This window comes from Phenylobacterium sp. GW821-FHT12F10, assembly GCF_058806695.1.
This window is the reverse complement of record NZ_JBXAPY010000001.1, coordinates 1,098,517-1,123,328: the sequence shown is the minus strand read 5'-3', so window position 1 is coordinate 1,123,328 and position 24,812 is coordinate 1,098,517. Positions and strand designations below refer to the sequence as shown.

The 24,812-nt window shown below is 69.9% G+C and carries 23 protein-coding genes, 1 pseudogene and 1 riboswitch; of the genes and pseudogenes, 11 read left to right on the top strand and 13 right to left on the bottom strand.

Going from position 1 to position 24,812, the window contains the following annotated elements; translation table 11 throughout:
* Window positions 1-5: 5 nt before the first annotated feature.
* From AC1RN5_RS05640 to AC1RN5_RS05625, 4 genes are all read right to left on the bottom strand, one after another.
* Window positions 6-1,922 (bottom strand): hybrid sensor histidine kinase/response regulator, encoded by a 1,917-nt coding sequence (locus AC1RN5_RS05640; RefSeq protein ID WP_493040266.1) that lies wholly within the window; start codon window positions 1,920-1,922, stop codon window positions 6-8.
* 154 nt (window positions 1,923-2,076) lie between these two features.
* Window positions 2,077-2,586: a DUF1993 domain-containing protein gene (locus AC1RN5_RS05635; RefSeq protein ID WP_493040264.1), complete on the bottom strand. Its 510-nt coding sequence runs from the start codon at window positions 2,584-2,586 to the stop codon at window positions 2,077-2,079.
* A gap of 24 nt (window positions 2,587-2,610) precedes the next feature.
* Complete coding sequence (locus AC1RN5_RS05630; RefSeq protein ID WP_493040263.1) at window positions 2,611-3,006, bottom strand: hypothetical protein; 396 nt, start codon at window positions 3,004-3,006, stop codon at window positions 2,611-2,613.
* The gene (locus AC1RN5_RS05625; protein ID WP_493040262.1) at window positions 3,003-4,445 is read right to left on the bottom strand and encodes a class I adenylate-forming enzyme family protein; all 1,443 of its coding nucleotides are present in this window, start codon (window positions 4,443-4,445) and stop codon (window positions 3,003-3,005) included. Before AC1RN5_RS05625 ends, AC1RN5_RS05630 begins: the two co-directional genes overlap by 4 nt.
* A gap of 136 nt (window positions 4,446-4,581) precedes the next feature.
* A riboswitch (FMN riboswitch) is annotated at window positions 4,582-4,752 on the top strand.
* Window positions 4,753-4,845: 93 nt separating this feature from the next.
* Between AC1RN5_RS05625 and AC1RN5_RS05620 the strand changes: the two genes are divergently transcribed.
* Entirely contained in the window at window positions 4,846-5,358 is a 513-nt protein-coding gene (locus AC1RN5_RS05620) for a 6,7-dimethyl-8-ribityllumazine synthase (protein WP_493040260.1), read from the top strand.
* The gene (locus tag AC1RN5_RS05615) at window positions 5,358-5,777 is read left to right on the top strand and encodes a PaaI family thioesterase (protein WP_493040259.1); all 420 of its coding nucleotides are present in this window, start codon (window positions 5,358-5,360) and stop codon (window positions 5,775-5,777) included. Before AC1RN5_RS05620 ends, AC1RN5_RS05615 begins: the two co-directional genes overlap by 1 nt.
* A 217-nt stretch (window positions 5,778-5,994) precedes the next feature.
* Here the strand turns inward: AC1RN5_RS05615 and AC1RN5_RS05610 are convergent, their stop codons facing one another.
* Together AC1RN5_RS05610 and AC1RN5_RS05605 are read right to left on the bottom strand one after the other, a co-directional pair.
* Window positions 5,995-6,360, bottom strand: coding sequence for an endonuclease domain-containing protein (locus AC1RN5_RS05610; protein WP_493040258.1), 366 nt, complete (start codon window positions 6,358-6,360; stop codon window positions 5,995-5,997).
* Window positions 6,361-6,547: 187 nt separating this feature from the next.
* Complete coding sequence (locus AC1RN5_RS05605; RefSeq protein ID WP_493040257.1) at window positions 6,548-7,039, bottom strand: YbjN domain-containing protein; 492 nt, start codon at window positions 7,037-7,039, stop codon at window positions 6,548-6,550.
* 104 nt (window positions 7,040-7,143) lie between these two features.
* On the opposite strand from AC1RN5_RS05605, the gene AC1RN5_RS05600 reads away from it, so the two are divergent.
* Both AC1RN5_RS05600 and AC1RN5_RS05595 read left to right on the top strand, forming a co-directional pair.
* A complete protein-coding gene (locus AC1RN5_RS05600; protein ID WP_493040256.1) occupies window positions 7,144-7,872 on the top strand; it encodes an SAM-dependent methyltransferase in 729 nt (242 codons plus the stop codon).
* Window positions 7,873-8,217: 345 nt separating this feature from the next.
* A complete protein-coding gene (locus AC1RN5_RS05595) occupies window positions 8,218-9,390 on the top strand; it encodes an MFS transporter (RefSeq protein WP_493040255.1) in 1,173 nt (390 codons plus the stop codon).
* A 26-nt stretch (window positions 9,391-9,416) separates the two neighbouring features.
* On the opposite strand, the pseudogene AC1RN5_RS05590 reads toward AC1RN5_RS05595, so the two are convergent.
* Both AC1RN5_RS05590 and AC1RN5_RS05585 read right to left on the bottom strand, forming a co-directional pair.
* Window positions 9,417-9,527: pseudogene (locus AC1RN5_RS05590) on the bottom strand (hypothetical protein); the annotation flags it as partial.
* Window positions 9,528-9,560: 33 nt separating this feature from the next.
* Window positions 9,561-11,180, bottom strand: coding sequence for an ABC-F family ATP-binding cassette domain-containing protein (locus AC1RN5_RS05585; RefSeq protein WP_493040254.1), 1,620 nt, complete (start codon window positions 11,178-11,180; stop codon window positions 9,561-9,563).
* A gap of 177 nt (window positions 11,181-11,357) precedes the next feature.
* Here AC1RN5_RS05585 and AC1RN5_RS05580 point away from each other — a divergent pair, with 177 nt between their 5' ends.
* The 3 genes from AC1RN5_RS05580 to AC1RN5_RS05570 are packed head-to-tail and all read left to right on the top strand — an operon-like array spanning window position 11,358 to window position 13,804.
* Window positions 11,358-12,041 (top strand): 2OG-Fe(II) oxygenase, encoded by a 684-nt coding sequence (locus AC1RN5_RS05580; protein WP_493040253.1) that lies wholly within the window; start codon window positions 11,358-11,360, stop codon window positions 12,039-12,041.
* A gap of 15 nt (window positions 12,042-12,056) precedes the next feature.
* Window positions 12,057-12,527 carry a DUF1203 domain-containing protein gene (locus tag AC1RN5_RS05575; protein WP_493040252.1) on the top strand — a complete coding sequence of 157 codons (471 nt, stop codon included), beginning with the start codon at window positions 12,057-12,059 and terminating at the stop codon, window positions 12,525-12,527.
* A 59-nt stretch (window positions 12,528-12,586) separates the two neighbouring features.
* Window positions 12,587-13,804: a dipeptidase gene (locus AC1RN5_RS05570; protein ID WP_493040251.1), complete on the top strand. Its 1,218-nt coding sequence runs from the start codon at window positions 12,587-12,589 to the stop codon at window positions 13,802-13,804.
* On the opposite strand, the gene AC1RN5_RS05565 is transcribed toward AC1RN5_RS05570, so the two are convergent.
* Both AC1RN5_RS05565 and AC1RN5_RS05560 read right to left on the bottom strand, forming a co-directional pair.
* Entirely contained in the window at window positions 13,801-15,057 is a 1,257-nt protein-coding gene (locus AC1RN5_RS05565; RefSeq protein WP_493040250.1) for an acyl-CoA dehydrogenase, read from the bottom strand. The genes AC1RN5_RS05570 and AC1RN5_RS05565 overlap by 4 nt on opposite strands.
* 13 nt (window positions 15,058-15,070) lie before the next feature.
* Window positions 15,071-16,195 (bottom strand): acyl-CoA dehydrogenase family protein, encoded by a 1,125-nt coding sequence (locus tag AC1RN5_RS05560; RefSeq protein WP_493040249.1) that lies wholly within the window; start codon window positions 16,193-16,195, stop codon window positions 15,071-15,073.
* A gap of 194 nt (window positions 16,196-16,389) precedes the next feature.
* Here AC1RN5_RS05560 and AC1RN5_RS05555 point away from each other — a divergent pair, with 194 nt between their 5' ends.
* The 3 genes from AC1RN5_RS05555 (at window position 16,390) to AC1RN5_RS05545 (ending at window position 20,993) form a co-directional block, all read left to right on the top strand.
* Window positions 16,390-17,199, top strand: a complete 810-nt coding sequence (locus AC1RN5_RS05555) for an enoyl-CoA hydratase/isomerase family protein (RefSeq protein ID WP_493040248.1) — start codon at window positions 16,390-16,392, stop codon at window positions 17,197-17,199.
* Window positions 17,200-17,394: 195 nt separating this feature from the next.
* Window positions 17,395-20,295 (top strand): excinuclease ABC subunit UvrA, encoded by a 2,901-nt coding sequence (gene uvrA / locus AC1RN5_RS05550; RefSeq protein WP_493040247.1) that lies wholly within the window; start codon window positions 17,395-17,397, stop codon window positions 20,293-20,295.
* Window positions 20,296-20,381: 86 nt separating this feature from the next.
* Window positions 20,382-20,993, top strand: a complete 612-nt coding sequence (locus AC1RN5_RS05545; RefSeq protein WP_493040245.1) for a glutathione S-transferase family protein — start codon at window positions 20,382-20,384, stop codon at window positions 20,991-20,993.
* Window positions 20,994-21,011: 18 nt separating this feature from the next.
* On the opposite strand, the gene AC1RN5_RS05540 is transcribed toward AC1RN5_RS05545, so the two are convergent.
* Entirely contained in the window at window positions 21,012-21,863 is an 852-nt protein-coding gene (locus AC1RN5_RS05540; protein WP_493040244.1) for a hypothetical protein, read from the bottom strand.
* A gap of 133 nt (window positions 21,864-21,996) precedes the next feature.
* Between AC1RN5_RS05540 and trmFO the strand changes: the two genes are divergently transcribed.
* Entirely contained in the window at window positions 21,997-23,406 is a 1,410-nt protein-coding gene (gene trmFO / locus AC1RN5_RS05535; RefSeq protein WP_493040243.1) for a methylenetetrahydrofolate--tRNA-(uracil(54)-C(5))-methyltransferase (FADH(2)-oxidizing) TrmFO, read from the top strand.
* A 3-nt stretch (window positions 23,407-23,409) separates the two neighbouring features.
* Here trmFO and AC1RN5_RS05530 read toward each other — a convergent pair whose 3' ends face one another.
* Complete coding sequence (locus tag AC1RN5_RS05530; protein WP_493040242.1) at window positions 23,410-24,108, bottom strand: squalene/phytoene synthase family protein; 699 nt, start codon at window positions 24,106-24,108, stop codon at window positions 23,410-23,412.
* A gap of 67 nt (window positions 24,109-24,175) precedes the next feature.
* Window positions 24,176-24,781, bottom strand: coding sequence for a urate hydroxylase PuuD (locus AC1RN5_RS05525; RefSeq protein ID WP_421932095.1), 606 nt, complete (start codon window positions 24,779-24,781; stop codon window positions 24,176-24,178).
* Between the last annotated feature and the right edge of the window lie 31 nt (window positions 24,782-24,812).

The window sequence follows — 24,812 nt, the reverse complement described above, 5'->3', positions numbered from 1 at the left end:
CCAGCCTAGCCGGGCTTGCGCGTCAGGCCCCGCAGCAGCCGCGCGAGCTGGGCCTGGCTGTAGGGCTTGGCCAGCCGCGGCACGTCCTCCCCCGCCCCCGGCGGCAGCTCGGCATAGCCGGTGGCCAGCACGATGGGCAGGTCCGGGTGGCGGGCGCGGATCTCGTCGGCCAGCTGCAGGCCGGTCATCTGCGGCATGGCGTGGTCGGTGATCACCAGGTCCACCTGGTGCTCGCCCAGCGCCTGCAGGGCTTCAAAGCCGGAAGAGACCGCGATGGCCCGGTGCCCCAGGTCCTCCAGCATGGCCGCGGTGTTCATCAGCACCAGGCCGTCGTCGTCCACCGTCAGCACCACCAGGGGCCGCGACGGCGCGCTGTCGGCCAGGACGTGCGGTTCGGGGGGCTCGGGCGTCGCCAGGCTGTCGGCGCGCCGCAGCCACAGCTCCACCTGGGTGCCGTGTCCGGGCCGGCTGTTGAGCACCAGCCGCCCGCCCGACTGCTCGGCCAAGCCGTAGACCATCGGCAGGCCCAGGCCGGTCCCCTTGCCCACCCCCTTGGTGGTGTAGAAGGGCTCGGCGGCCCGGGCCAGGGTGTCCTCGTCCATCCCGGTTCCGGTGTCGGTCACCGCCAGCCGCACATAGGCGCCGGCCGGCAGCCCCACCTCCGAGGTCGGCCCCAGGGCCTCCTCCGAGGCCTTGATGGTGATCCGCCCACCCTCGGGCATGGCGTCGCGGGCGTTGACCACCAGGTTCAGCAGCACCGTCTCGAGCTGGTTGGCGTCGGTCAGCACCGGCGGCAGGCCCGGCGGGAAACTGGAGGTCAGCTCGATGTCGGGGCCTAGGGACCGCTCCAGCAGGCCGGTCACCCCGCCCACCAGGGCCGCCAGGTCCACGCCCTCCAGCTTCAGGTCCTGCTTGCGGGCGAAGGCCAGCATCCGCTGGGTCAGGGCCGCCCCGCGCTGGGCCCCGTGCACCGCGTTCTCCAGCAGGGCGAGCGCCTTGGGATCGTCGGGCAGCCGCTTCCTCAGCAGCTCCAGGCTGCCCATCACCGCCATCAGCAGGTTGTTGAAGTCATGCGCCACCCCGCCGGTCAGTTGGCCGATGGCGTCCAGCTTCTGGGACTGCAGCAGGGCCTGCCGGGCCTGGTCCAGGGCCCGCTGGGCCTCCCGGCGCTCGGTGTTGTCGCGGGTGATCTTGGCGTAGCCGATCACCGCCCCGGTGTCGTCGCGGATGGCGTCGATCACCACATGGGCCCAGAAGCGGCTGCCGTCCTTGCGCACCCGCCAGCCCTCCTTCTCGACCCGGCCCACGGCGGCGGCGGTGGCCAGGGCCGCCTGCGGCTCCCCGGCGGCGCGGTCGTGGTCGGTGTAGAAGGTGCTGAAGTGCTCGCCGATGATCTCGTCGGGCATATAGCCCTTGATCCGCTGGGCCCCGACGTTCCAGCTGGTCACCATCCCGCCGGTGTCCAGCATGTAGATCGCGTAGTCGGTGACCCCCTGGACCAGCAGGCGGAACTGCTCCTCGCTGCGCTTCAGGCTCTCCTGGGCGATCTTCCGCTCGGTGAGGTCGCGGGTGATCTTGGCGTAGCCGATGAGCTCGCCGGCCGGGTCGCGGATGGCGTCGATCACCACATGGGCCCAGAAGCGGGCGCCGTCCTTGCGCACCCGCCAGCCCTCGGTCTCGTAGCGGCCGGTGGCGGCCGCGGTGGCCAGGGCCCGTTGCGGCAGCCCGGCCTCCTGGTCGGGCTGGGTGTAGAAGCGGGCGAAGGAGTGCCCGAGGATCTCGGCGGCCTCATAGCCCTTGAACCGGCGCGCGCCCGGATTCCAGCTGGTGACCCGTCCGGTGGGGTCGAGCATGTAGATGGCGTAGTCGGTGATGGCGTCGACCAGCAGCCGGTAGCGGCTGTCGTCACTGTGGGACGCCACGAAATTGTCCAGACCGTCCATCTCACCCCGGTGCGTCACAGGGCGACCCCGCCACTGGGCGGAAACGTCCCGCCCGCAATGAAGTTCCTCGCCGAACTCAGCCGATTAGGACCGCGCTCCCCGCCCGGCGCAAGCCTTCCCGCCGGCGTGGAGGCTAAAGCCCGCTGGCGAACAGGTCGACCTTGCCGAGCGGAGCGCCCCTGGCCCGCAGGATGCCGTAGGCGGTGGACAGGTGGAAATAGAGGTTGGTGGTGGCGAAGACCGTCAGCCACTGGGCCGCCGGCAAGGTCGGCTCCATGCCCGTGCCGATCATCACCGTCAGCGGAATCTCGTCGCGTCCCGCGAACTGCTCGGGCGTCAAGGCGGCCAGATAGGCCTTGGCGTCCGCCAGGCCCTGGCGGATCTGCGCCACCGAGGGCTCCAGGGTCAGCTCCTCCGGGACCGGCAGTCCAGCCACCCGCGCGGGCCAAGAGCGCGGGAAGTTGCACAGCACCGCGAACTGGAAGGCCAGGGGCGCCATATCCTCCACCAGCCGCCAGCCCAACATGTCGGCTTCGCTGGCGCCCTCGGCGGCCGCATGCGCCAGCCCCTTGTCCAGCAGGTGCTGGGCGGTCTCGACCACGCGGCGATAGAGGTCGATGAAGCTGAACAGGTTGACGGTCACGGCGGGGTCTCCGGGCAGGGATGGTCAGGCGTCGTCGGCGCTCTCGTCGCCGATCGCCTCGGCCACCAGCTTGCGCCACATGGGATCGGTATCGTCCACCAGATCGACGTCGTCCAGCAGGGCCACCCCGCCGCCGCCGTCGGGGAAGATCAGGCCCAGCACCTCCATGGTCTCGCCGTCGTCGGTCTCGTGGACCTCGGCCTGGACCGCCACGGCGGCCTGCTCGCCGTCGTCGCTCCACCAGATCAGCGGCTGGGGCAGGTCCATCTCCAGCACCCGGGCGTTGCGCGTATCGGCGAGCGCGAAGATCGCCGCCTTGGCCTGCACGTCCTCCAGGGTCGCCACCGCGCCGTTGAAGGCCTTCAGCCGGCCCCAGTCGTCGACGTCGAAGCCGCCGCCCGCCTCGGGATCCTCGCTCATGCGGCGGCCACCACCATGTCGCGCAGGGTGTTGCGCTGGATCTTGCCCATCAGGTTGCGCGGGATGGCGTCCAGCCGCATCAGCCGCGGCGGCCGCTTCAGGGTGTCGGTGAAGATCGCCTCCAGGGGCGCGATGTCGAAGCCGGCCTCGCACGCATAGGCCACGTGCGGCGCGTCCAGCCCCTGTTCGTCGGGGGCGGCGAAGGCCGCGGCGTCCAGGATGCCGGGCAGTCTCAGCACCAGGTTCTCCAGCTTGGAGGCCACCACCTTGGCGCCGCCGATGTTCATCAGGTCGTCCACCCGGCCCAGCACCTGCAGCCGCCCCTGCTCGGTCAGCACGCCGACGTCGCGGGGATAGAACCAGCCGTCCTTGAAGAACGCCGCCGTCCCCGCCGGATCGTCCAGATAGCCCTCCACCACTTGGTCGCCGCCGATGCGCAGCTCGCCGATCCGGCCCGGCGGCAGCGCCATCCCCGCCTCGTCCAGCACCTCCACCCGGGCCCAGGGATTGAGGTAGCCGGCGGAGTCCTCGGCGCCCTCCAGGGTGTCGATATGGCCCACCGTCACGCTCCCGGTCTCCGTCGCCCCATAGGTCAGGATGATGTAGGGCGACAGCCGCCGCCGGCATTCCTCGGCCAGGGGCCGCGACAGGGAGCCGCCGGCGATGCCGACGATCAGCTCGGGGTCCGGCGCATGGTCGTCGGGCAGGCTGCGCAGCAGCCCCTGCAGGTGGTAGGGCGAGGTCACCATGAAGTCGACGGCCAGGTCCTTCAGGGTCTGGGCCCAGGTCCCGCGCGGGTCGTGGCTGCACAGGGTCCCGGCCCGGGTCCAGCACAGGAAGGCCAGCTGGATCCCCGCCAGGGAGCCCACCCCGATGTCGGAGATCCCCCGCGGGCTGCGGGCCGGGGCGAAGACCTGGGTGACGGCTGTCTCGGCCACCCGGCGGTCCATCATCGCCCGGGTCAGCAGGATCTTCTTGACCTCCCCCGTGGTGCCCGAGGTGGCCAGGATGCGGAAGCCGTCCTCCCCGCGCCGGGGCCGGTCGCCGGCCCAGGTGGGCGAATAGTGCTGCAGCCCGTCCAGCCAGGCCTGGTCGATCCGGTGGACCGGCACGCCGAGCGCGTTGTCGGGGACGTCGCGGGCGAACAGCGCATGGGCCCCGATCAGCCGCAGGTCGTCGGCCACGCCGCGCAGGGGGCTGGCGGCCGCGGTGATCACCCCGGCGGTCTCCAGGCCGAAGGTCAGCACCCAGTGCAGATAGGGGTGGGGCACCGCCAGCAGGGCCCGCGACCCCCAGGGCAGCTTCAGCTCCGCGGCCCAGGCCGCGCAGCGCCGAATGTCGTCGGCCATCTGCCGATAGGTGAACCGGTCCCAGGCCGAGGCGATGGCCAGGCCCTGCGGCTGGTGCTGGGCTTGGAAGGCGATCAGCCGTTCGAACATGGGTCTCACGAGGTCCTGGAATCGGGCGGCGGACCCTAGCGCCGCGAACGCCCGCGCCCTAGCCCCCTCATCAAAACGCTTGTTTGAACTCAGGCTTTGGGTCTAGCCTGACCCCATCGCCGGGCTGTTCCGGCGGACGCGTTCTCAGGGCGGGGTGAAAGTCCCCACCGGCGGTAATGCCGGCCTTCCCTCTCCAGGGGGCGGCCGGACGAGCCCGCGGGCGCCTGTCGGCCTCATCGCCGCCAGGGACAGCAGACACCGGTGTGATCCCGGGGCCGACGGTTAGAGTCCGGTTATGAGAACCACTGCTGATGGGTCGCCACGCCTTCGCGCGTGGACTCCAACGACCTGTCGTCAGTGTCTCCCTGAGTCGTGGTTGAACCACCTTAGGGAAACGACCATGACCCACACGACCCAACCCCAAGTCATCCATGAAGTCCCCACGGCCCACGGCGCCTATCGCCCGGCCCGCATCGCCTTCGTCCAGTCCTCCTGGCACCACCAGATCGTCGACCAGGCCCGCAAGGGCTTCCTGGCCGAGATGGCCAAGCTGGGCTTCCCCGAGGCGATGATCGACGTCTTCCAGACCCCCGGCGCCTTCGAGATCCCCCTCCACGCCCAGACTCTGGCCAAGACCGCCAAGTACGCCGCCGTCGTCGGCTGCGCCCTGGTGGTGGACGGCGGCATCTACCGCCACGAGTTCGTGGCCGAGACCGTGGTCTCGGCCCTGATGCAGGTGCAGTTGAAGACCGAGGTGCCGATGTTCTCGGTCGTGCTGACCCCGCACCACTTCCATGAGCACGACATCCACCAGGCCTTCTTCGCCGAGCACTTCGTCACCAAGGGCGCCGAGGCGGCCCGGGCCTGCGCCATGACCCTGGAAGGCCTGCATCGCGTCACGGCGGCGGCGTGATGGAGTCCTGCGCCATCCCGCGGGGCTTCGCGCGGCATGACCGCCAGAGCCCCCTGACCCAGCCCTGGGAGCCCCTCTACAGCCGCCGCACCGAGGGCGCGGTGGTCCTGGGCCTCCCGGCCGGCCAGGCCCACACCAACAGCCGCGGCTTCGTCCACGGCGGCCTGATCACGGCCCTGGCCGACAACGCCATGGGCCTGTCCTGCGGCCAGGTCCTGGGCGCCGGCGCCAGCCTGGTGACGGTGAACCTCACCGTGGACTTCCTCAGCGTCGCCCGCACCGGCCAGTGGCTGGAGTTCGACACCATCTTCGTCAAACCCGGAAACTCGCTCTGCTTCGCCCAGGCCTTCGTCACCGCCGACGGCGACCCCTGCGCCCGGGCCAACGCGGTGTTCAAGGTGGTGCAGAAGCCGCACTGAGGGGGCGACAAGCCACGCCGTCATCCCCAGACCGCGCTCCGCGCTGGGGGAGGATCTGGAGACCCAGATGCTCCCCCTCTGGGGGAGCTGTCAGCCGCAGGCTGACTGAGGGGGACTTTGACTTTTGTTTCCCCGAGCCCCGCCGGCCACCCCCTCCGTCACGCGTCTACCGACGCGCGCCACCTCCCCCAAACCGCGCTCCGCGCTGGGGGAGGATCTAGGGGGCCAGAGGCTCGCCCTTCGCCGCCTTGCGGATCATCGACAGCACCCCGTCCATCTCTTCCAGCACGTAGCCCGCCCGCAATCTCAGAGTTCGCACCCCCTGCTCAGCGAGCCAGCTATCCCGTCGCGCGTCACGCTCCGGCCGGTCTTCGGTTCCGTGGCTAGCACCGTCGATCTCGATGCAGAGCTTCGCCCGCTCGCAGTAGAAATCCAGGATGTAGGGGCCGATCGGATGCTGCTTTCGGAACGGCAGTCCGTCCAGCTTCCGCCCCTTGATCTGAACCCACAGCAGGACCTCCGGAAGGCTCATCGTGCGCCGGAGCTCTTTCGCAATTCGCCGCGTCCGCGCCGGCGCCTCCATGCCCGCCCCCCACAGATCTGACGCCCCACAGATGCTCCCCCTCTGGGGGAGCTGTCAGCCGCAGGCTGACTGAGGGGGACTTTGACTCTTGGTTGGAGACGCCATGCCTGCCGCCCCCTCCGTCACGCGTCTCCGACGCGCGCCACCTCCCCCAAACCGCGCTCCGCGCTGGGGGAGGATCTACCCCCTACTTCCCCGCCGACGCCTTGCGCTTGTCCTCGATGAACCGGGCGAGGCTGGCGTCCATGGTCTTGTACCAGTCGACGCTGTCCATGAAGTTGTCGTAGGTGGTCTTCCCGATGGCGGTGAAGTCCATGTATTCGTTCAATTCCCCGTCGCTTCCCACCGAGATCTTCAGGAAGCGCTTCTCGCGGTTCCAGTCATTGGCGAAGGTGGGCGTGAACAGGGGCTCGGCCTTGTACCAGCTGCTGAACTGGTAGGAGGCGCAGTTCTTCACCCCTTCGCAGGCGTAGAACTCCACGGTGAAGTCCGACCCGTTGACGCCGCTCAGCACATAGGGCTCGCCGGCCTTGTTGGTCTTCACCTCGCCGCGGAACCCGCCCTCCCGCAGGGCCTGGGCCACCACCTCCGGCTGCCGCAGATCCAGCAGACGATCGGCCGCCCCGGCCGGCGCGGCGAACAGGAAAGCGGCGGCTGCCGCAACAACCAAGCGACGCATGACAGGCCCTCCCAAGGTCAAGCTTCCCTATCTGCCGCCGAGACCCGAGTTCGCGCAAGCCACCCGTTGCGGACCCGCGCGCCGTCCGCCTACCGTCCCGGAACATGACCCCCGACCTCCACCAGCCCGACCGCTATCCCCTGACCTCCAGGTACGACGCGGCCTGGCTGCTGGACCTGGACATGGGCCCCAACCCCCTGTGGCTGCTGGAGGACCTGGCGCGGGATCTCGACTTGCAGCCCGGCATGCGGGTGCTGGACCTCGGCTCGGGCCGCGGCGCCACCTCGGTGTTCCTGGCCCGCGAATTCGGGGTCGAGGTCGTCGCCGCCGATCTCTGGGTGGATCCCGCCCAGGCCGCCGCGGTGTTCGCGCAGGCGGGGGTGGCCGGGCGGGTGGAGGCCGTCCGGGCCGAAGCCCACGCCCTGCCCTTCGCGCCGGCCTCGTTCGACGCCATCGTCAGCATCGACGCCTACGAGTACTTCGGCACGGCCGACGGCTACCTCGCCTACATCACGCGGTTCCTGAAGCCCGGCGGACAGCTCGGCATCGCCACGCCGGCCCTGCGCCGGGAGCTCGGCGAGATCCCCGCCCACATCAAGGCCTGCGTCGGCTGGGAGGCGGCCGCCTGGCACACCGCCGACTGGTGGCGGTTCCACTGGGCGGTCACCGGCCTGGTCACCGTCACCTCAGCCCGACTGCAGGACACCGGCTGGTCCGACTGGCTCGCCTGGACCCGCGCCAGCCGCGCCCCCGACCGCGACCGCGTCATCGCCATGCTCGAAGCCGACCGCGGCGACCTGCTCTCCTTCGCCCTGGTGACGGCGGTCAAGTAGGCGGCGGCGCGGACGCGCGTTCCTGTCCCGCCAGTTCCCGACGACCGCCCCCCTCTCCCCCCTGGGGGAGAGGGTAGGGTGAGGGGGACTGCTGAGACGCCGCGACCGCTCCCGCCACCGAAGAAACCTCCGCTGCGCGGAGGCCCCCTCACCCTTCCCTCTCCTCCTGAAGGGGGCGAGGGTTTTAGGCCCCTTGCCAACCGCCGTTCTCTCAGCCACCTTCCTCGCATCAAGAGGGAAGACCCCGAGATATGAGTACCGGCTGCACCGCGGGCTGAACGCCCCCCGCACCCGCCGCGCCACACCGCGCGGCCCGTACTCACCCATCTCGACCTCCGGTAACCCATGGCATTTCTGCGCAATGACGCGATCAATCGCGTCAACCTGCATTCCGGCGTCCAGGCCTTGGCCCAGGGCGCGGGGAGCATCTTCTTCTTCGTCCTGATGCTGAAGGCGGGGGTCTCGGTCCCCCACGCCCTGCTGGCCCAGGCGGCCATCGTCACCGGCCGTTTCACCTTGCGCCCCCTGATGTTGCCCCTGGCCAAGCGGGTCGGGCTCAAGCCCCTCTTGATCGCCGGGACCCTGATGATGGCCCTGCGCTTCCCCCTGCTGGCGGAGGTGCGCGGGGTGGACGGGCCCCTCCTGGCCCTGCTGGCGGTCACGGCGGTGGCGGAGCTCAGCTACTGGCTGGCCTACAACACCTATTTCGCCATGCTGGGGGACGCCGAGCATCGCGGCCACCAGGTGGCGGCCCGCGAGGCCTTCATCGCCGTGCTCAGCATCGCCTCGCCGCTGCTGGGGACCTGGGCCCTGCTGACGCTCGGGCCCCGCTGGGCCTTCGCCGGGATCGCGGTGATCCAGGCCCTCGCCGTCCTGCCCCTGCTGGCCCTGCCCAACATGGCGGTGCTCCCCCGGGCGCCGGGCGCCCTCCACGCCTCGCGGCTGGCCTTCGCCCTGCTGGTGATCGATGGCTGGTTCGACGCCTGCTACTTCTTCGTCTGGGAGATCGCCCTGTTCCTGACCCTGGGCGAGAGCATCGCCGCCTATGGCGGGGCCATGGCGCTCGCCGGCCTGGTGGGGGCCTGTTTCGGCCTCTGGGTCGGCCGCCACGTGGACGGCGGCGGCGGCCGCCGGGCGGTGCTGATCGCCTATTCCGTGGCCGTGGCCATCGTGATCCTGCGGGCCGGCAGCCTGCCGCTGCCCTGGCTGGCCGTCGCCGCCCACGCGCTGGGCGCCGTACTCATGCCCCTGCTGCTGCCGCCCCTCGGCGCGGCGGCCTACAACCTCGCCAAGGCGTCGCCCTGCCCCTTCCGCTTCCACATGGCCACCGAGGGCGGCTGGGACCTCGGCTGCGCGGGCGCCTGCGTCACCGCCGCGGGCCTGGTGAGCCTGGGGGCGCCGATGAGCGTCCCGATCCTGCTGGCCCTGCCGGCCGTGGCCGCCGGGTTCGCCCTGCTGTGGGGGTATTTCGGGAGGTTGCCTTCTCCCCTTGCGGGAGAAGGTCGCCCTGCGGAGTAGGGTCGAATGAGGGGTCGATAAACGCCTCAAGCAAACCCATTCCCGTCATCCCGGACGGCCGACAGGCCGATCCGGGACCCAGGGGCCATGCGCACCGCCCCTGGGTCCCGGCTCTCCGCTACGCTTCGGCCGGGATGACGAGGTATTGTCTTGGAACGGAGTGCGACCCCTCATCCGTCAGCTGCGCTGACACCTTCTCCCGCAAGGGGAGAAGGACCCAAGGTGATCTCCCGCTCCACCCCCACCGCGTCCAGGAAGTCCCGGTCGTGGCTCACCACCAGCAGGGCCCCGTCATAGCCGCGCAGGGCGGCCTCGATGGCGGAGAGCGAGTCCAGGTCCAGGTGGTTGCTGGGCTCGTCCAGGATCAGCAGTTGCGGCGGGGCCTGCGCGCAGAGCACACAGGCGAGCGCCGCCCGCAGCCGCTCCCCGCCGCTCAGGGACCCCACCCGCTTGTCGGCCGCCACATTGCGGAACAGGAAGCGGGCCAGGGCCGCGCGGGCGGCGTTGTCGCCAGCCGTGGGGTTGAGCCGCCGGAAGGCGGCGACCAGGGTCTCGTCGTCCCGCAGCATCGCGGTCTTCTGGTCCAGCACAGCCGCCCGCACCCCGAGGCTCACCCGGCCCGAGGCGGGCATCAGCGCCCCCACCGCCAGGCCGATCATCGTTGTCTTCCCCGCCCCGTTGGGGCCCGTCACCGCCACCCGCTCGGGGCCGGTCATCCGCAGGTCGAAGGCCAGGGGCCGGCCGCCGGGATGGGCGAAGGTGACGTCCTCGAAGGCCAACACCCCCTTGCCGGCCGCCAGGCCGCAGGACGGCAGATCGAAGGCCAGCCGCCGCAGCCGCTCCACCTTCGCCTGGGCGTCGGCCAGCTCCGCGCCGGCCTGCTCGGCCAGCTTGTCGGCCAGCCGACCTTCGCGGGCCCCGGAGTTCTCCGCCCGCTCGGCCATGGCCCCCAGCAGGATCTTCGGCGCGCTGCCCGAGGCGGCGAAGCGCTTGCCGGCGGCGTCGCGTCGCGCCTTCTTCTCGCGGGCTCCTTGCGCCTCGCGGGCGACCCGGGCCACCGTGCGCTCGGCGGCGGCCAGGCCCTGCGCGGCGGCGGCCTCCTCGGCGGCCTTGCGGTCCAGATAGAGGTCGTAGTTTCCGCCATAGACCTTGGCGCCCAGGCCCGACAGCTCGACGATCCTGTCCATCTCGCGCAGCAGGGCGCGGTCGTGGCTGACCACGATGGCCCCGCCCTTCCAGCCGCGCAGCACCTGGGCCACCAGGCTCCGCGCCTCGGCGTCCAGGTTGTTGGTGGGCTCGTCCAGCAGGATCAGGTCGGGCTGGGCGATCAGCAGGGCGGCGAGCGCCAGCCGCGTGGCCTCCCCGCCGCTGAGCGTGGCGGCCTCGCGGTCCACATGCTGGCCTTGGAGGCCCACGGCGGCCAAGGCCTGCTCGATGCGAGACTCCAGGTCCCACAAGGCGTTGGCGAAGTCCTCCTCCGAACCCCGTCCGTCTTCGATGCGCACTTGTCGGTCAATGTCGGCCCTGACGCCAAGCAGGTCGGCCACCGTGGCGCCCGGCGGCGGGCTCATCGCCTGGCTCAAGGTTCCGATCCGGCCGCTGACAGCGACCGAGCCGGCGGCCGGCGTCAGTTCGCCCGCGATCAGCCGCAGCAGGGTGGTCTTGCCCACCCCGTTGCGTCCCACCAGGCCGGTGCGCTCGGCCCCGAAGGCCAGGCTCAGATTGTCGAAAAGGCTTACGCCGTCAGGCGTTGCGTAGGACAGACGCTCGAGGATCAGATGGGCGGGCATGGGCGACCTTGAGGGCATGGGGGTGGCGGACGAGGGCTCGTTCCGTCGGCATGCGCATGGTCGTCAGGCTCCTTCTGAGGCCCGCGGATATAGGCCCCGGGGCGCCCTGGCGCAATCCGGACCTGTGTTCCAGGCGCCCCCTTGAGCCCGGCCGGCAAAGGCCCGACTTCTCCATCCATGACCACCGACACGTCCCTCGCGGCCGACCTCGACGCCTATGGCTGCGCCGTCCTCCCGGCCCTGCTGACTCCCGCCCAGTGCCGCGACCTGGCCGCCCTCTATGGCCAGGAGGACGGCTTCCGCAGCCGGGTGGTCATGGCCCGCCACGGCTTCGGCAGGGGCGAATACCGCTACTTCGGCTACCCCCTGCCGGGCGTCGTCCAGCAGCTGCGCGAGAGCCTCTATCCGCGCCTCGTCGGCGTCGCCAACCGCTGGAACGAGACGATGGGGATCCCCGTCCGCTATCCCTTGCAGCACAAGGACTTCCTCGCCCGCTGCCACGCCGCCGGCCAGGTCCGCCCCACCCCGCTGCTGCTGCGGTACGGGCCCGGCGACTACAACTGCCTGCACCAGGACCTCTACGGCGAGCACGTCTTCCCCCTGCAGGTCGCCGTCCTGCTGTCGGCGCCCGGCGAGGACTTCACCGGCGGCGAATTTGTCCTGACGGAACAACGGCCTCGCATGCAGTCCCGCGCCGAGGTCGTGCCCCTGGGCCAGGGCGACGCCGTGGTCTTCGCCGTCCATCACCGCCCGGTCCAAGGGACCCGCGGCCCCTACCGCGTCACCCTGCGCCACGGCGTCAGCCGCCTGCGCTCAGGGACCCGTCACACCCTCGGCGTCATCTTCCACGACGCCCTCTGACTTGGAGCAACCCCAATGGCCTTCACGATTTCCGGCCTGCCGGTCGAACCCTTCCGGCCCCTGTTCGGCCTTCCCGACGCCGAGCTGGCGCGGCGCGGGGTCCTCCGCATGACCGCCGACGCGCCCGTCGGTTTCCCCTGCCGCATCCTGCTGGCCGACGCCGCCCCCGGCGAAACCCTGCTGTTGCTGAACTACGAGCACCAGCCGGCGGCCACCCCCTACCGCAGCCAGCACGCCATCTTCGTCAACGAGGCCGCCACCGCCCCCGCCACCTTCATCGACGAGGTCCCGCCGGTGCTCACCGTCCGCAAGGCCATCTCGCTGCGCGCCTTCGACGAGGCCGGCATGATGCTCGACGCCGAGGTGGTCCCGGGGCCCGAGGTGGAGGGCCTGATCCTGCGGCTGTTCGAAAACACGCAGGCGGCCTACCTGCACGCCCACAATGCAGGCCGCGGCTGCTTCGCCGCCCGGATCGACCGCAGCTGAGGCTTGCGCCGGCGCCGGGATCGGCGACACCCTCTCGCCTTCAGTTGGGGAGAGACGCCTTGCACCGTTTGACCGTACCGCTCGCGATCCTGTGGGCGTCCTGCGCCCTGCCGGCCCTGGCGGCCTCCCCAGCCGCCGAGGCCCACAAGGCCGCCATCGTGCTGGACACCCACTTCGACACCCCGGCCAACTTCCACCGGGCCGGCTGGGACATCATGGACCGCCATTCGGTGGGCGCTGACGGCAGCCAGGTGGACTATCCGCGCATGGTGGACGGCGGGGTCGACGGCGGCTTCTTCGCCATCTTCACCCCGCAGGGGCCCCGCACCCCCGAGGGCGACGCCAAGAGCCGCGACGCGGCCCTGCTGCGGGCCGTGGAGATCCACGAGATGGTGGCCAAGCACGGCGCCCAGTTCGCCCTGGCCACCCGGGCCGAGGAGGCCGCCCCCATCGTCGCGGCGGGCAAGAAGGTGGTCTTCATGAGCATGGAGAACGGCCAGCCGGTGGAGGCCGATCTCACCCTGATGCAGACCTTCTACAATCTCGGCGTCCGCATGATGGGGCCGGTCCACTTCCTCAACAACGACCTGGCCGACTCCTCCACCGACCCCAAGGGCAAGGTGTGGAACGGCTTGAGTCCCAAGGGGAAAGCCTTCGTCGCCGAGGCCAACCGCCTGGGGATCGTGCTGGACGCCAGCCACGCCTCCGACGACGTGCTGGACCAGATGCTGGAGCTGTCGACGGCCCCCATCATCCTCTCCCACTCGGGCCTGAAGGCGATCTTCGACAACCCGCGCAACATCGACGACGCCCGGCTCAAGGCCCTGGCCGCCAAGGGCGGGGTCATCCAGATCAACGCCTTCTCCAACTACATGGTCCCGACGCCGAAGATCCCGGAACGCGACGCCGCCCTGGCCGCCCTGATGACCTCGGTGGGCGCGACGGGCCGCGACATGACCCCGGCCCAGCGCAAGGCCTTCCTGGACGGCAAGAAGGCCATCGACGCCAAGTGGCCGGTCCCCCGCGCCAATCTCGACGACTTCATGAAGCACATGCTGCACGCCATCGAGGTGGCCGGCGTCGACCACGTCGGCGTCTCCGGCGACTTCGACGGCGGCGGGGGCATCGAGGGCCTGGAGGACGTCACCGACTATCCGGCGATCACCGCCCGCCTGATGGCGGCGGGCTACAGCAAGGAGGACGTCGCCAAGATCTGGGGCGGCAATGCGCTCCGCGTCCTGAAGGCCGCCGCCGACCTGCGCACCGCCAAGCCCTAGCGGCTGCCGCTGGTGGGGATGTCCTTGAAGGGCACGTCCTTGTCGACCCGGATATCCCCCGGCAGGCCCAGCACCCGCTCGGCGATGATGTTGCGCAGGATCTCGTCGGTGCCGCCCTCGACCCGGGTGGCCGGCGAGCGCAGCAGCATGGCCTGGAACTTCTGGGCGGCCTCGGCGTGGCGCGGGTCGTTGATCACCCCGGTCTCCCCCTGCAGGTCGAGGGCGAACATCGCCAACTCCTGCATGGAGGCCCCGGCCACCAGCTTGCCGATGGAGTTCTCCGGCCCCGGGGTCTCGCCCTTGGACAGCGCGCTGATCGCCCGCATGCCAGTGTACTTGAGGCCGCTGGCCTTCACCGCGTACTGGGCCAGGCGCGAGCGGACCATGGCGTTGTCCACCGCCGGGCCGTCCTCGGTCTCCAGGTTGAGGCAGTAGTCGAACAACTCCGGGAAGCCGGTGGGCATGCCCGAGCCGATGGACAGGCGCTCGTTCATCAGGGTGGTCAGCGACACCGTCCAGCCCTGCCCCACCGCCCCCAGCCGCTGGGCGTCGGGGATGCGGACGTCGGTGAAGAACACCTCGTTGAAGCCCGACTGGCCGTTGGCCTGCTTGATCGGCCGGATCTCGACGCCCGGCGATTTCATGCTCAGCCAGAACATGGTCAGGCCCTTGTGCTTGGGCACGTCGGGATCGGTGCGGGTGATCAGGATGCCGTAGTCGGAGTTCTGGGCGCCGCTCGTCCAGATCTTCTGGCCCCGGATGATCCAGTCGCCGGTGCCGTCATTGGCGGGTTCGGCGCGGGTCCGCAGGCCCGCCAGATCCGAGCCGCCGGCGGGTTCGGAGAACAGCTGGCACCAGACCTCCTCGCCCGAGGCCAGGGGCGGCAGCAGCCTGCGCTTCTGCTCCTCGCTGGCCCAGGCCATCAGGGTCGGGCCGCACATGCCGTGGCCGATGATGAACAGGCCGCCCAGGGACCCATAGACCCCCTCCTCCTGGCCCCAGATCACCCGCTCGATGGGGGTGGCGCCGCGGCCGCCATACTCCTTGGGCCAATGCAGGCAGGCCCAGCCGGCGTCGGCCTTCTTCTTCTGCCAGGCCTTGGCCAGCGCGATGGGATCGCCGCTGGTGAGGCCCGAATTGCCGAAGGTCGCCTGCTTGAGTTCGGCCTCCAGCTCCTTGGGGGCGTTGGCGTCGATCCAGGCGCGGACCTCGGCGCGGAAGGCGGCTTCCTGGTGGGTGTCGTCGAAGTTCATGAGCCTATCCTCCTCAGGCCGCCACGGGGGCGTCATTGCGCCGGCGCAGGCGTTCGATCAGCAGGTCTTCCCAGGTGGTCTGGGAGCCGAGGGCCACCGCCAGGGCGTTGGCGCGGCGGTAGAACAGGTGGCAGTCGAAGGCCCAGGTGAAGCCCATGCCGCCGTGCACCTGGATGTTGTTCTTGGCGCAGTGCTGGTAGGCCTGGGTGGCCGAGACCCGCGCCGTGGCCGCCGCCACCGGCAGCTCCGCCGAACCCGTCGAGAGCGCCCAGGCGCCGTAATAGGCGTTGGAGCGGGCGAGGGTCGCGGCGACGTACATGTCGGCCAGCATGTGCTTGATCGCCTGGAACGAGCCGATCTGGCGGCCGAAGGCCATGCGCTCCAGGGCGTAGTCGCGGGCCATCTCCAGGGCGCGGTCGGAGCCGCCCACCTGCTCGAAGGCCATCAGGACGGCGGCGCGGTCCAGCAGGTCCGACACCAGGCGCCAGCCCTGCCCGGCCTCCCCCAGCAGCTCCGCCGGGGCCTGATCGAAGACGATGCGCGCCTGGCTGCGGGTGGGGTCGATGGTCTCCAGGGTCTCGCGGGCGACGCCCGGCCCAGCCATATCCACCAGATAGAGCGAGACGCCCTTCCCATCCCGCGCCGCCACCACGGCGACGTCGGCCACGTCGCCGTCGGCCACGGGCATCTTGACCCCCGACAGCTTGCCGCCGGCCACCTGGGCCTTGATCGTGCGCTCGGTGACCCGGCCGACGCCTTCGCCGAGCGCCAGGGTCCCCACCGCCGCGCCGGAGGCCAGCTTGGGCAGCCAGGCGGACTTCTGCGCCTCGGTTCCCCACAGCATCAAGGCCTCGGCCGCCAGATAGATGGAGGAGGCCATGGGAACCGGCGCATTGGCCCGCCCCAGCTCCTCGGCGATCACGCAGAGTTCCAGGTGTCCGAGGCCGACGCCGCCATATTCCTCGGGAATGGCCGCGCCGAGGAAGCCCATCTCGCCGAGCCCCTTCCACAGGGCCCGGTCATAGGGCTCCGGCCCCTCCAGGATGGCGCGCACCGCGGTCGGCGCGCAGCGGTCGGCGAGGAACTTCCGCGCCTCGTCGCGCAGCTGCTTCTGTTCGTCGGAAAAATCGAAGTTCACCTGAACGCCTCCCTGTCGCGTCTCTTGCCGTCACGCTGCGCGGGGTCCCGCTGGGTCAGTCAAAGCCCGGCTTGCCTGACGTAGGGATCGGGCGTTCAGCTTGGTCCCCAGGGAGACGCGCAGCAAGCTGAGCCGCAGGGCGAAGATGCGCGCGGGGCGATCTCGCCCGCGAACGGCGGACAGACGAGGCAAGCATGACCTACGAGCATCTGGACCTGCGCATGGACGGCGACGTCGTCTGGGCCACCATGAACCGCCCCGAGCGGCTGAACGCCCTGAACCGCAAGCTGGTGGAGGAGCTGCGCGACTTCTTCGTCGGCCTCTACTGGCGCCGCGACGTCCGCGTGGTGGTGCTCTGCGGCGCCGGCGGAGCCTTCTGCGCCGGCCTGGACCTCAAGGAGCGTTCCGGGTCCAACGACGGGACGCCGCGCTCGGTGGGCGCCGGCCTGACGGGCCAGCGGCAGATCAGCGAGATCGTCATCGCCATGCGCCGCTGCCCGCAGCCGATCATCGCCTGCGTCGACGGGGCGGCCAGCGGCGGCGGCTTCGCCCTGGCCCTGGCGTCGGATGTGCGGATCGCCACCCCGCGGACGCGCATGAACGCCGCCTTCATCCGCATCGGGCTGTCGGCCTGCGACATCGGGGTCAGCTACTTCCTGCCGCGCATGGTGGGCAGTTCGGTGGCCGCCGAGTTCATGCTGACCGGCCGCTTCATCGACGCCGAGCGCGCCCGCGAACTCGGCCTGGTCAGCCGCGTCGTGGCGCCGGAGGCCCTGGAACCTGAGGCCGACGCCTTCGCCAAGGACATGCTCAACGCCACCCCGCTGGGCCTGCGCCTCACCAAGGAGGCCCTGAACCACGCCATCGACGCGAACGGCCTTGAGGCGGTGATCGCCATGGAGGACCGCAACCAGATCCTCTGCGCCCAGGACGACGACTTCGGCGAGGGCGTCCGCGCCTTCCTGGAGAAGCGCCCGCCGGTCTACGCCAAGCGCGAAGGCTAGGATCTCAGATCACTGCTGACAGTTTTCGGCGGCCCGCGCGTTAGAGTCCGCGCGCGACCCACGGCGTGCGGAGGTCGGAGACTGACGTCCTGCGACGTTTGTTCTCCGATTGTTCCCATGTTATCCGTGAGTCCGTTCACTACATTAAACGGTCCCGTCGAGACCCTCGGCGGGTGAAGAGCGTTTCAGGACAAGATGGCCGAACAGCTGAACTTCATCCGCGTGCGCGGCGCGCGGGAGCACAATCTGAAGAACGTCAACGTGGACATCCCGCGGGGCGAACTGGTGGTGCTGACCGGGCTGTCGGGGTCGGGCAAGAGTTCGCTGGCCTTCGACACCATCTATGCTGAGGGCCAGCGCCGCTATGTCGAGAGCCTCTCGGCCTATGCGCGCCAGTTCCTGGAGCTGATGTCCAAGCCCGACGTGGACCTGATCGAGGGCCTGTCCCCGGCCATCTCCATCGAGCAGAAGACCACCAGCCGCAATCCGCGCTCCACGGTCGGCACCGTCACCGAGATCCACGACTACATGCGCCTGCTGTGGGCGCGGGTGGGCGTGCCCTACTCGCCGGCCACCGGCCTGCCCATCGAGAGCCAGACCGTCTCCATGATGGTCGACAAGCTCGTCGCCCTGCCCGAGGGCGAGCGCCTCTACCTGCTGGCCCCCGTGGTGCGCGGGCGTAAGGGCGAGTACCGCAAGGAGATCGCCGAGTGGCAGCGGGCCGGCTTCCAGCGGCTGAAGATCGACGGCGAGTTCTTCCCCATCGAGGACGCCCCGGTCCTGGACAAGAAGTTCAAGCACGACATCGACATCGTGGTGGACCGGCTGGTGACCAAGGCCGGCCTCGAGGGCCGCTACGCCGACAGCCTGGAGACCGCGCTCAAGCTCGCCGACGGCATCGCCGTGGCCGAGTGGGCCGACAAGGCCGAGGGCGAGGCCGAGCCGAAGCGCCTGCTGTTCTCCGAGAAGTTCGCCTGCCCGGTCTCCGGCTTCACCATCAGCGAGATCGAGCCGCGGCTGTTCTCCTTCAACAACCCCTACGGCGCCTGCCCGGTCTGCGACGGTCTGGGGATGAAGCTGGCCTTCGACGCCGACATGGTTGTGCCCGACAAGGACAAGTCCCTGCACAAGGGCGCGGTGTCACCCTGGTCCAAGGGCCCCTCCCCGCTCTACACCCAGACCCTGCAGGCCCTGTCGCGCCACTACGGCTTCTCGATGGACGACCCCTGGTGGAAGCTGCCCGAGCAGGCCCGCAAGGTGGTCCTCTACGGATCGGGCGCCGACAAGATCAAGTTCGTCTATGACGACAACGCCCGGAAGTACGAGGTCAACAAGACCTTCGAGGGCGTGCTGCCGAACCTGGAGCGCCGCTGGCGGGAGACCGACAGTTCCTGGGTGCGCGAGGAGCTGGGCCGCTATCAGTCGGAGACCCCCTGCGAGGCCTGCGAGGGCTATCGCCTGAAGCCCGAGAGCCTGGCGGTGAAGATCGCCGGCCAGCATGTCGGCCAGGTCTCGCGCCTGTCGATCCGCCACGCCGAGGAATGGTTCACAGGCCTGGAGACCAGCCTCACCGACAAGCAGATGGAGATCGCCCGGCGGATCCTGAAGGAGATCAATGATCGCCTGCGGTTCCTGGTGAACGTCGGCCTGGACTACCTCAATCTCAGCCGCGCCTCGGGCACGCTGTCGGGGGGCGAGAGCCAGCGCATCCGCCTGGCCAGCCAGATCGGCTCAGGCCTGACCGGCGTGCTCTATGTGCTGGACGAACCCTCCATCGGCCTGCACCAGCGCGACAACACCCGCCTGCTCACCAGCCTCAAGGGCCTGCGCGACCTGGGCAACTCCGTACTGGTGGTGGAGCACGACGAGGAGGCGATCCTGACGGCCGACTATGTCATCGACATGGGACCCGCCGCCGGCGTGCACGGCGGGGAGATCATCGCCGAGGGCACGGCCGCCGAGGTCATGGCCAATCCCAACAGCATCACCGGCCAGTACCTCTCCGGCGCGCGCGAGATCGCCGTGCCCCAGGACCGCCGGCCGATCTCCAAGAAGAAGGTGCTGCGCGTCATCGGCGCCACCGGCAACAACCTGAAGAACGTCACCGCCGAGATCCCGGCCGGCACCTTCACCTGCATCACCGGCGTCTCGGGCGGCGGCAAGTCCACCTTCACCATCGAGACCCTCTACAAGGCCGCCGCGCGGCGGCTGCACAACGCCTCCGACGTGCCGGCCCCCCACGAGAAGATCGAGGGGCTGGAGATGTTCGACAAGGTGATCGACATCGACCAGTCCCCCATCGGCCGCACCCCGCGCTCCAACCCGGCCACCTATACCGGCGCCTTCCAGCCGATCCGCGACTGGTTCGCCGGCCTGCCGGAGTCCAAGGCCCGCGGCTACGGCCCCGGCCGCTTCAGCTTCAACGTCAAGGGCGGCCGCTGCGAGGCCTGCCAGGGCGACGGCCTGATCAAGATCGAGATGCACTTCCTGCCCGACGTCTACGTCACCTGCGACGTCTGCCACGGCAAGCGCTACAACCGCGAGACCCTGGAGGTGCTGTTCAAGGGCAAGTCGATCTCCGAGGTCCTGGACATGACCGTCGAGGAGGCCGCCGACTTCTTCAAAGCCGTGCCGCCGGTGCGCGACAAGATGGATACGCTGAAGCGCGTGGGCCTGGGCTATGTCCAGGTCGGCCAGTCGGCCACCACCCTGTCCGGCGGCGAGGCCCAGCGGGTGAAGCTCTCCAAGGAGCTGTCGCGCAAGGCCACCGGCAAGACCCTCTACATCCTCGACGAACCCACCACCGGCCTGCACTTCGAGGACGTGAAGAAGCTGCTGGAGGTGCTCCACGAACTGGCCGACCAGGGCAACACCGTGGTGGTGATCGAGCACAATCTCGACGTCGTGAAGACCGCCGACTGGATCGTCGACTTCGGCCCCGAGGGCGGCGACGGCGGCGGCGAGATCGTCGCCCAGGGGACCCCCGAGCAGGTGGCCGCCAGCTCCAAGAGCTGGACCGGCCGATACCTGGCCGACCTGCTCAAGCGCCACGAGGACCGCCGCAAGGACCGGGTGAAGAAGCTGGTCAACGCGTAGCTTTCGTTGGGGGAAGAGAGCTCTTCCCCCAAACAATTGTTTGAAATAGCGTCGTTCCATTCGTTTAAGACATTGGAGTCGACCCTATGAAGCTGTACGGCGCGCCGAACCCGGCCCCCAATCCGCGCCGCGTGCGCATCTTCCTGGCCGAGAAGGGCGTCGACCTGCCCGAGACCCCGGTCAACATGATGAAACGCGAGCACAAGAGCCCGGAGTTCCGCGCCAAGAACTCCATGGGGCAGCTCCCCACCCTGGAGCTGGACGACGGCACCACCATCTCCGAGACCGTCGCCATCTGCCGCTACCTGGACGAGACCAACCCCGGGCCGCCGATGTTCGGGACGACGGCGGTGGAGAAGGCCCTGGTGGACCAGTGGATTCGCCGCATCGAGTTCACGGTGATGACGCCCGTGGGCATGTACTGGCGCCACTTCCACCCGCGCACGGCGGCCCTGCTGACCCAGTTCAAGGATTTTGGCGAGTCCAACGCCGAGACCTACAAGGGCGCCCAGAAGTACATGAACCGCGAGCTGGAGGGCCGCGAGTTCGTCACCGGCGACACCTACACCATGGCCGATATCTGCCTGCTGTCGACGATCGACTTCGCCGAGTGGATCGGCCTGCCGCTGGACGCGGAATTCACCCACCTCAAGGCCTGGCACGACCGGGTCAGCGCCCGGCCCAGCGCCAGCGCCTGATCCCGGCGGCGGGCGCCCTTAAGGCAGGGCGTCCCGCGGCGCGCCGGTCAGTTCGCGATAGGCCTCGGCCAGCGGCGAATAGATCATCACCACCTGCAGGATCGGCAGCAGCAGCTGGACGACCAGGGTGGCGACGAAGGCCACGATGGCCAGGGGGGCGAGGTTGGCCGGATTGGCGATGGCCTCCTGGCCCCCCGCCAGGGCCACGGTGGCGGCGCTGATGATGCTGAACAGCAGCCAGACCATCACGTAGAAGATGATGGCCAGGATGGTCATGCCAAACAGGCTCCAGAAGTGGCCCTTGGTCAGACGCCAGGAGTCGACGATGGCGATGCGGTGCTCGGCGAAGGTCATGGGGGTGGCCAGCAGCAGCCGCACCCCGGCCCAGATCATCCCGACGGCCAGGGCCAGGCTCACCAGCACCCCGAGCGGGCCGCCGACGGCGGTGACCGTGAAGGTCAGGACCAGGAACAGCAGGCCGACCGTGAACAGGGCCAGGTTGACGATGGTCAGGCGCAGTTCGTCGGCGCCCAGCCGCAGATGGGCCAGGCCCTTCTCCGAGGGCCGCAGGGCCAGGCGGTAGATGCCGCCCATCAGCACCGACATCAGGGCGATGGAGATGACGATCACCAGCAGGAACGAGAACTTGTGCTTCTGCAGCATCGCGCCGTAGGCGCTGGCGTCGCCCGACTCCAGGCCGCCCTTCTGCACGAACTTGATGAAGTCGGGGCCCAGCGCGCTGAGCATGATCATCGCGATGACCATGATGCCGACGAAGTAGACCAGGCTCCAGACCAGGATCGTTCCTGGCCGCTCGCGGGTAATTCTGAAGCCTTCCAGCGCCGACTCGCTCGGCGAAAACTTGGTCATGTCTGTCCTCTGGCCGCCCGTCTGAAAAACCAAACGAGTCGGCCGCCCCTTTGGCTGCGATCTTTGCGGTTGCGGCTCTTTCGCCGCAAGGCCTCCCTCGCGATCGAAGCCAATCGTTGCTACTTAGCCACGCATGAGCACCAAGATTGATCCCGTCCACGTGATCGGCGGCGGCCTGGCCGGTTCGGAGGCCGCCTGGCAGATCGCCCAGGCCGGCGTGCCGGTCGTCCTGCACGAGATGCGCCCCGTCCGCGGCACCGACGCCCACCACACCGACGGCCTGGCCGAGCTGGTCTGTTCCAACTCCTTCCGCGCCGATGACTGGACCGGCAACGCCGTGGGCCTGCTGCACGCCGAGATGCGCCGGCTGGACTCCATTATCATGTCCTGCGGCGACGCCCACCAGGTGCCGGCCGGCGGCGCGCTCGCCGTCGACCGCGACGGCTTCTCCCAGGCGGTCACCGCCCGGCTGGAGGCCCACCCCAACGTGACCATCGCCCGGGAGGAGGTCGCCGGCCTGCCGCCCGCCGAGTGGGACAGCGTCATCGTGGCCACCGGGCCGCTGACCTCGCCGGCCCTGTCGGCCGCCATCCTGACCCTGACCGGCGAGGGGGAGCTGTCCTTCTTCGACGCCATCGCCCCCATCGTGAACTTCGAGTCCATCGACATGGGCGTGGCCTGGCGCCAGTCGCGCTACGACAAGGAGGGCCCCGGCGGCGACGCGGCGGCCTACATCAACTGCCCCTTGGACAAGGACCAGTACGAGGCCTTCATCGACGCCCTGCTGGCCGGGCCGAAGAGCGAGTTCAAGGACTGGGAGAACGTCCCCTATTTCGACGGCTGCCTGCCCATCGAGGTGATGGCCGAGCGCGGCCGCGAGACCCTGCGCCACGGCCCGATGAAGCCCGTGGGCCTGACCAACGAGCACAATCCGCAGGAGAAGGCCTACGCCATCGTCCAGCTGCGCCAGGACAATGCGCTGGGCACCCTGTGGAACATGGTGGGCTTCCAGACCAAGCTGAAGCACGGCGCCCAGACAGATATCTTCCGGATGATCCCGGGCCTGGAGAAGGCGGTCTTCGCCCGGCTGGGTGGCCTGCACCGCAACACCTTCCTCAACAGTCCCAAGCTGCTGGACAACCAGCTCCGGCTGAAGGTCGAGCCCCGCCTACGGTTCGCCGGCCAGGTGACCGGGGTCGAGGGCTATGTGGAGAGCGCCGCCATGGGCCTGCTCGCCGGCCGCCTGGCCGCCGCCGAGCGCCTGGGCGCGCCGATCGAGGCGCCGCCGGCCACCACGGCCCTGGGCGCCCTGGTGGGCCACATCACCGGCGGGCACCTGGCGGGCGGCAAGGGCTCCTTCCAGCCGATGAACATCAACTACGGCCTGCTGCCCCCCGTGGAGGGCGTGGCCAAGCGTGACGACACGGGCCGCAGGCTGGGCGCCAAGGAGAAGTCCCGCGGCAAGAAGCTGGCGGTGGGCGAGCGCGCCCTGGCCGACCTGGAGACCTGGGTCACCGGCGGCGCCAAGATCGCCGCCGAATAGGCCTCAGACCTTGCCGCGCGCCACGGCCAGGAACAGGCGCAGGCGGGCTTCCAGCTCCGAGGGCCTGCGGCCCTTGGCGCGGACGCGGGCCAGGGTCGCCTGGGCGATGGCCGGGAAGGCCGGGACCGACAGGCCCCCCGCCTCCCTCAGCGCCCGGTCCAGGATCGGCCCGACATCGGGCCCGGCCAGGCCCGCCGTGCCGATCAGCCGCCCGATGGCCCAGGCGCGGCCTCCGGCCAGGGCCTTGGCCTCGTCGGCCGCCGGATCAAGCATCCGGGCCGCCAGGACCGCGGTGTTCCCCGCCGTGCCGTCCGCCCACTCCAAGGCCTCCCCCAGCTTCATCGGCTCGGCGCTGAGCTCGCGGTAGCGGGCGTCGATCATCGCCTCCAGCCGCGCCCGCGCCAGGCCATGGCGGCCGATGGCCTCGGCCAGGGCCAGGGCCGTGGGATGCTTGCGCACCGCCCGGCCCTCGAACACCTCGTCCAGCACCTCGCGCCACCAGGTCAGGCGGATCTCCCCCATCAGGGGGTTGGAGGCGACCCGTGGCGCGCGGGCCAGTTCGTGGTCGAAGGCGTAGAGGGCGACGACATCGGCGCGGGCGGCCGCGTCGGCGATGAACCGGCTGGCCAGCCAGCGGTCGGGATCGACGCGGCCCACCAGGGCGTCGAGGTCGTTCGGGTCGTGGGCGTCGTCTTCGGACATGGGGTTCGCAAAAAGCAAAAGGCCCGCCGGTTGGGGCGGGCCTTCCGATTGTAGATGATCGTCGGGTCTAGCCGAAGATGGTCTGGCTCATTGTCATGGTCACCAGCATCGGGATCGACAGCAGGGTGTTGGTCCGCGAGAACAGCATCGCCGTGCGGCCGGCCTTGGCCTTGGCGTCGGCGTCGGCTTCCACCAGGCCCAGCGCGATCTTCTGGTTGGGCCAGATGAAGGCCCAGACGTTGATGAACATCACCGTGGCCAGCCACATGCCCATGCCGATGAAGATGTGGCCGACGTCGGCGAAGCCCTCGGTGGCGCCCAGGGTGAAGGCCTGGACCAGATAGCCACGGTTGAAGGCCAGGATCACACCCGCCACCCAGGTGAAGAGCGCCGCCCAGCGGAACCAGAACAGCGCCGCCGGGGCGATGAACTTGGAGACCGCCGGCTTCAGCTCGGCCGGGATATTGGCCATCTGCGGAATCTGGACGAAGTTGAAATAGTACAGCAGGCCGATCCACATGATGCCGCAGAGGACGTGGATGAAGCGGAACAGCGCCTGGAAGAAGATGGCGTCAGCCGAGCCGTAGTGGCTGAAGTAGCCAGCGATGATGATCAGCGCCAGCACGAAGCTGACGATGACGGTGTTGCGGAGATTTGCGAGAAGTCCAGCCATAGGTATCCCTCTACGATTCCTGCCCTGACCG

Bases quoted from the DNA above. Each gene is read 5' to 3' on its own strand.
- AC1RN5_RS05530 (WP_493040242.1), bottom strand. From the start codon at position 24,108: ATGTCCGAAGACGACGCCCACGACCCGAACGACCTCGACGCCCTGGTG.
- AC1RN5_RS05610 (WP_493040258.1), bottom strand. From the start codon at position 6,360: ATGGAGGCGCCGGCGCGGACGCGGCGAATTGCGAAAGAGCTCCGGCGC.
- AC1RN5_RS05625 (WP_493040262.1), bottom strand. From the start codon at position 4,445: ATGTTCGAACGGCTGATCGCCTTCCAAGCCCAGCACCAGCCGCAGGGC.
- AC1RN5_RS05545 (WP_493040245.1), top strand. From the start codon at position 20,382: ATGAAGCTGTACGGCGCGCCGAACCCGGCCCCCAATCCGCGCCGCGTG.
- AC1RN5_RS05620 (WP_493040260.1), top strand. From the start codon at position 4,846: ATGACCCACACGACCCAACCCCAAGTCATCCATGAAGTCCCCACGGCC.
- AC1RN5_RS05585 (WP_493040254.1), bottom strand. From the start codon at position 11,180: ATGCCCGCCCATCTGATCCTCGAGCGTCTGTCCTACGCAACGCCTGAC.
- AC1RN5_RS05630 (WP_493040263.1), bottom strand. From the start codon at position 3,006: ATGAGCGAGGATCCCGAGGCGGGCGGCGGCTTCGACGTCGACGACTGG.
- trmFO (WP_493040243.1), top strand. From the start codon at position 21,997: ATGAGCACCAAGATTGATCCCGTCCACGTGATCGGCGGCGGCCTGGCC.
- AC1RN5_RS05555 (WP_493040248.1), top strand. From the start codon at position 16,390: ATGACCTACGAGCATCTGGACCTGCGCATGGACGGCGACGTCGTCTGG.
- AC1RN5_RS05580 (WP_493040253.1), top strand. From the start codon at position 11,358: ATGACCACCGACACGTCCCTCGCGGCCGACCTCGACGCCTATGGCTGC.
- AC1RN5_RS05525 (WP_421932095.1), bottom strand. From the start codon at position 24,781: ATGGCTGGACTTCTCGCAAATCTCCGCAACACCGTCATCGTCAGCTTC.
- AC1RN5_RS05600 (WP_493040256.1), top strand. From the start codon at position 7,144: ATGACCCCCGACCTCCACCAGCCCGACCGCTATCCCCTGACCTCCAGG.
- AC1RN5_RS05595 (WP_493040255.1), top strand. From the start codon at position 8,218: ATGGCATTTCTGCGCAATGACGCGATCAATCGCGTCAACCTGCATTCC.
- AC1RN5_RS05565 (WP_493040250.1), bottom strand. From the start codon at position 15,057: ATGAACTTCGACGACACCCACCAGGAAGCCGCCTTCCGCGCCGAGGTC.
- AC1RN5_RS05605 (WP_493040257.1), bottom strand. From the start codon at position 7,039: ATGCGTCGCTTGGTTGTTGCGGCAGCCGCCGCTTTCCTGTTCGCCGCG.
- uvrA (WP_493040247.1), top strand. From the start codon at position 17,395: ATGGCCGAACAGCTGAACTTCATCCGCGTGCGCGGCGCGCGGGAGCAC.
- AC1RN5_RS05540 (WP_493040244.1), bottom strand. From the start codon at position 21,863: ATGACCAAGTTTTCGCCGAGCGAGTCGGCGCTGGAAGGCTTCAGAATT.
- AC1RN5_RS05615 (WP_493040259.1), top strand. From the start codon at position 5,358: ATGGAGTCCTGCGCCATCCCGCGGGGCTTCGCGCGGCATGACCGCCAG.
- AC1RN5_RS05575 (WP_493040252.1), top strand. From the start codon at position 12,057: ATGGCCTTCACGATTTCCGGCCTGCCGGTCGAACCCTTCCGGCCCCTG.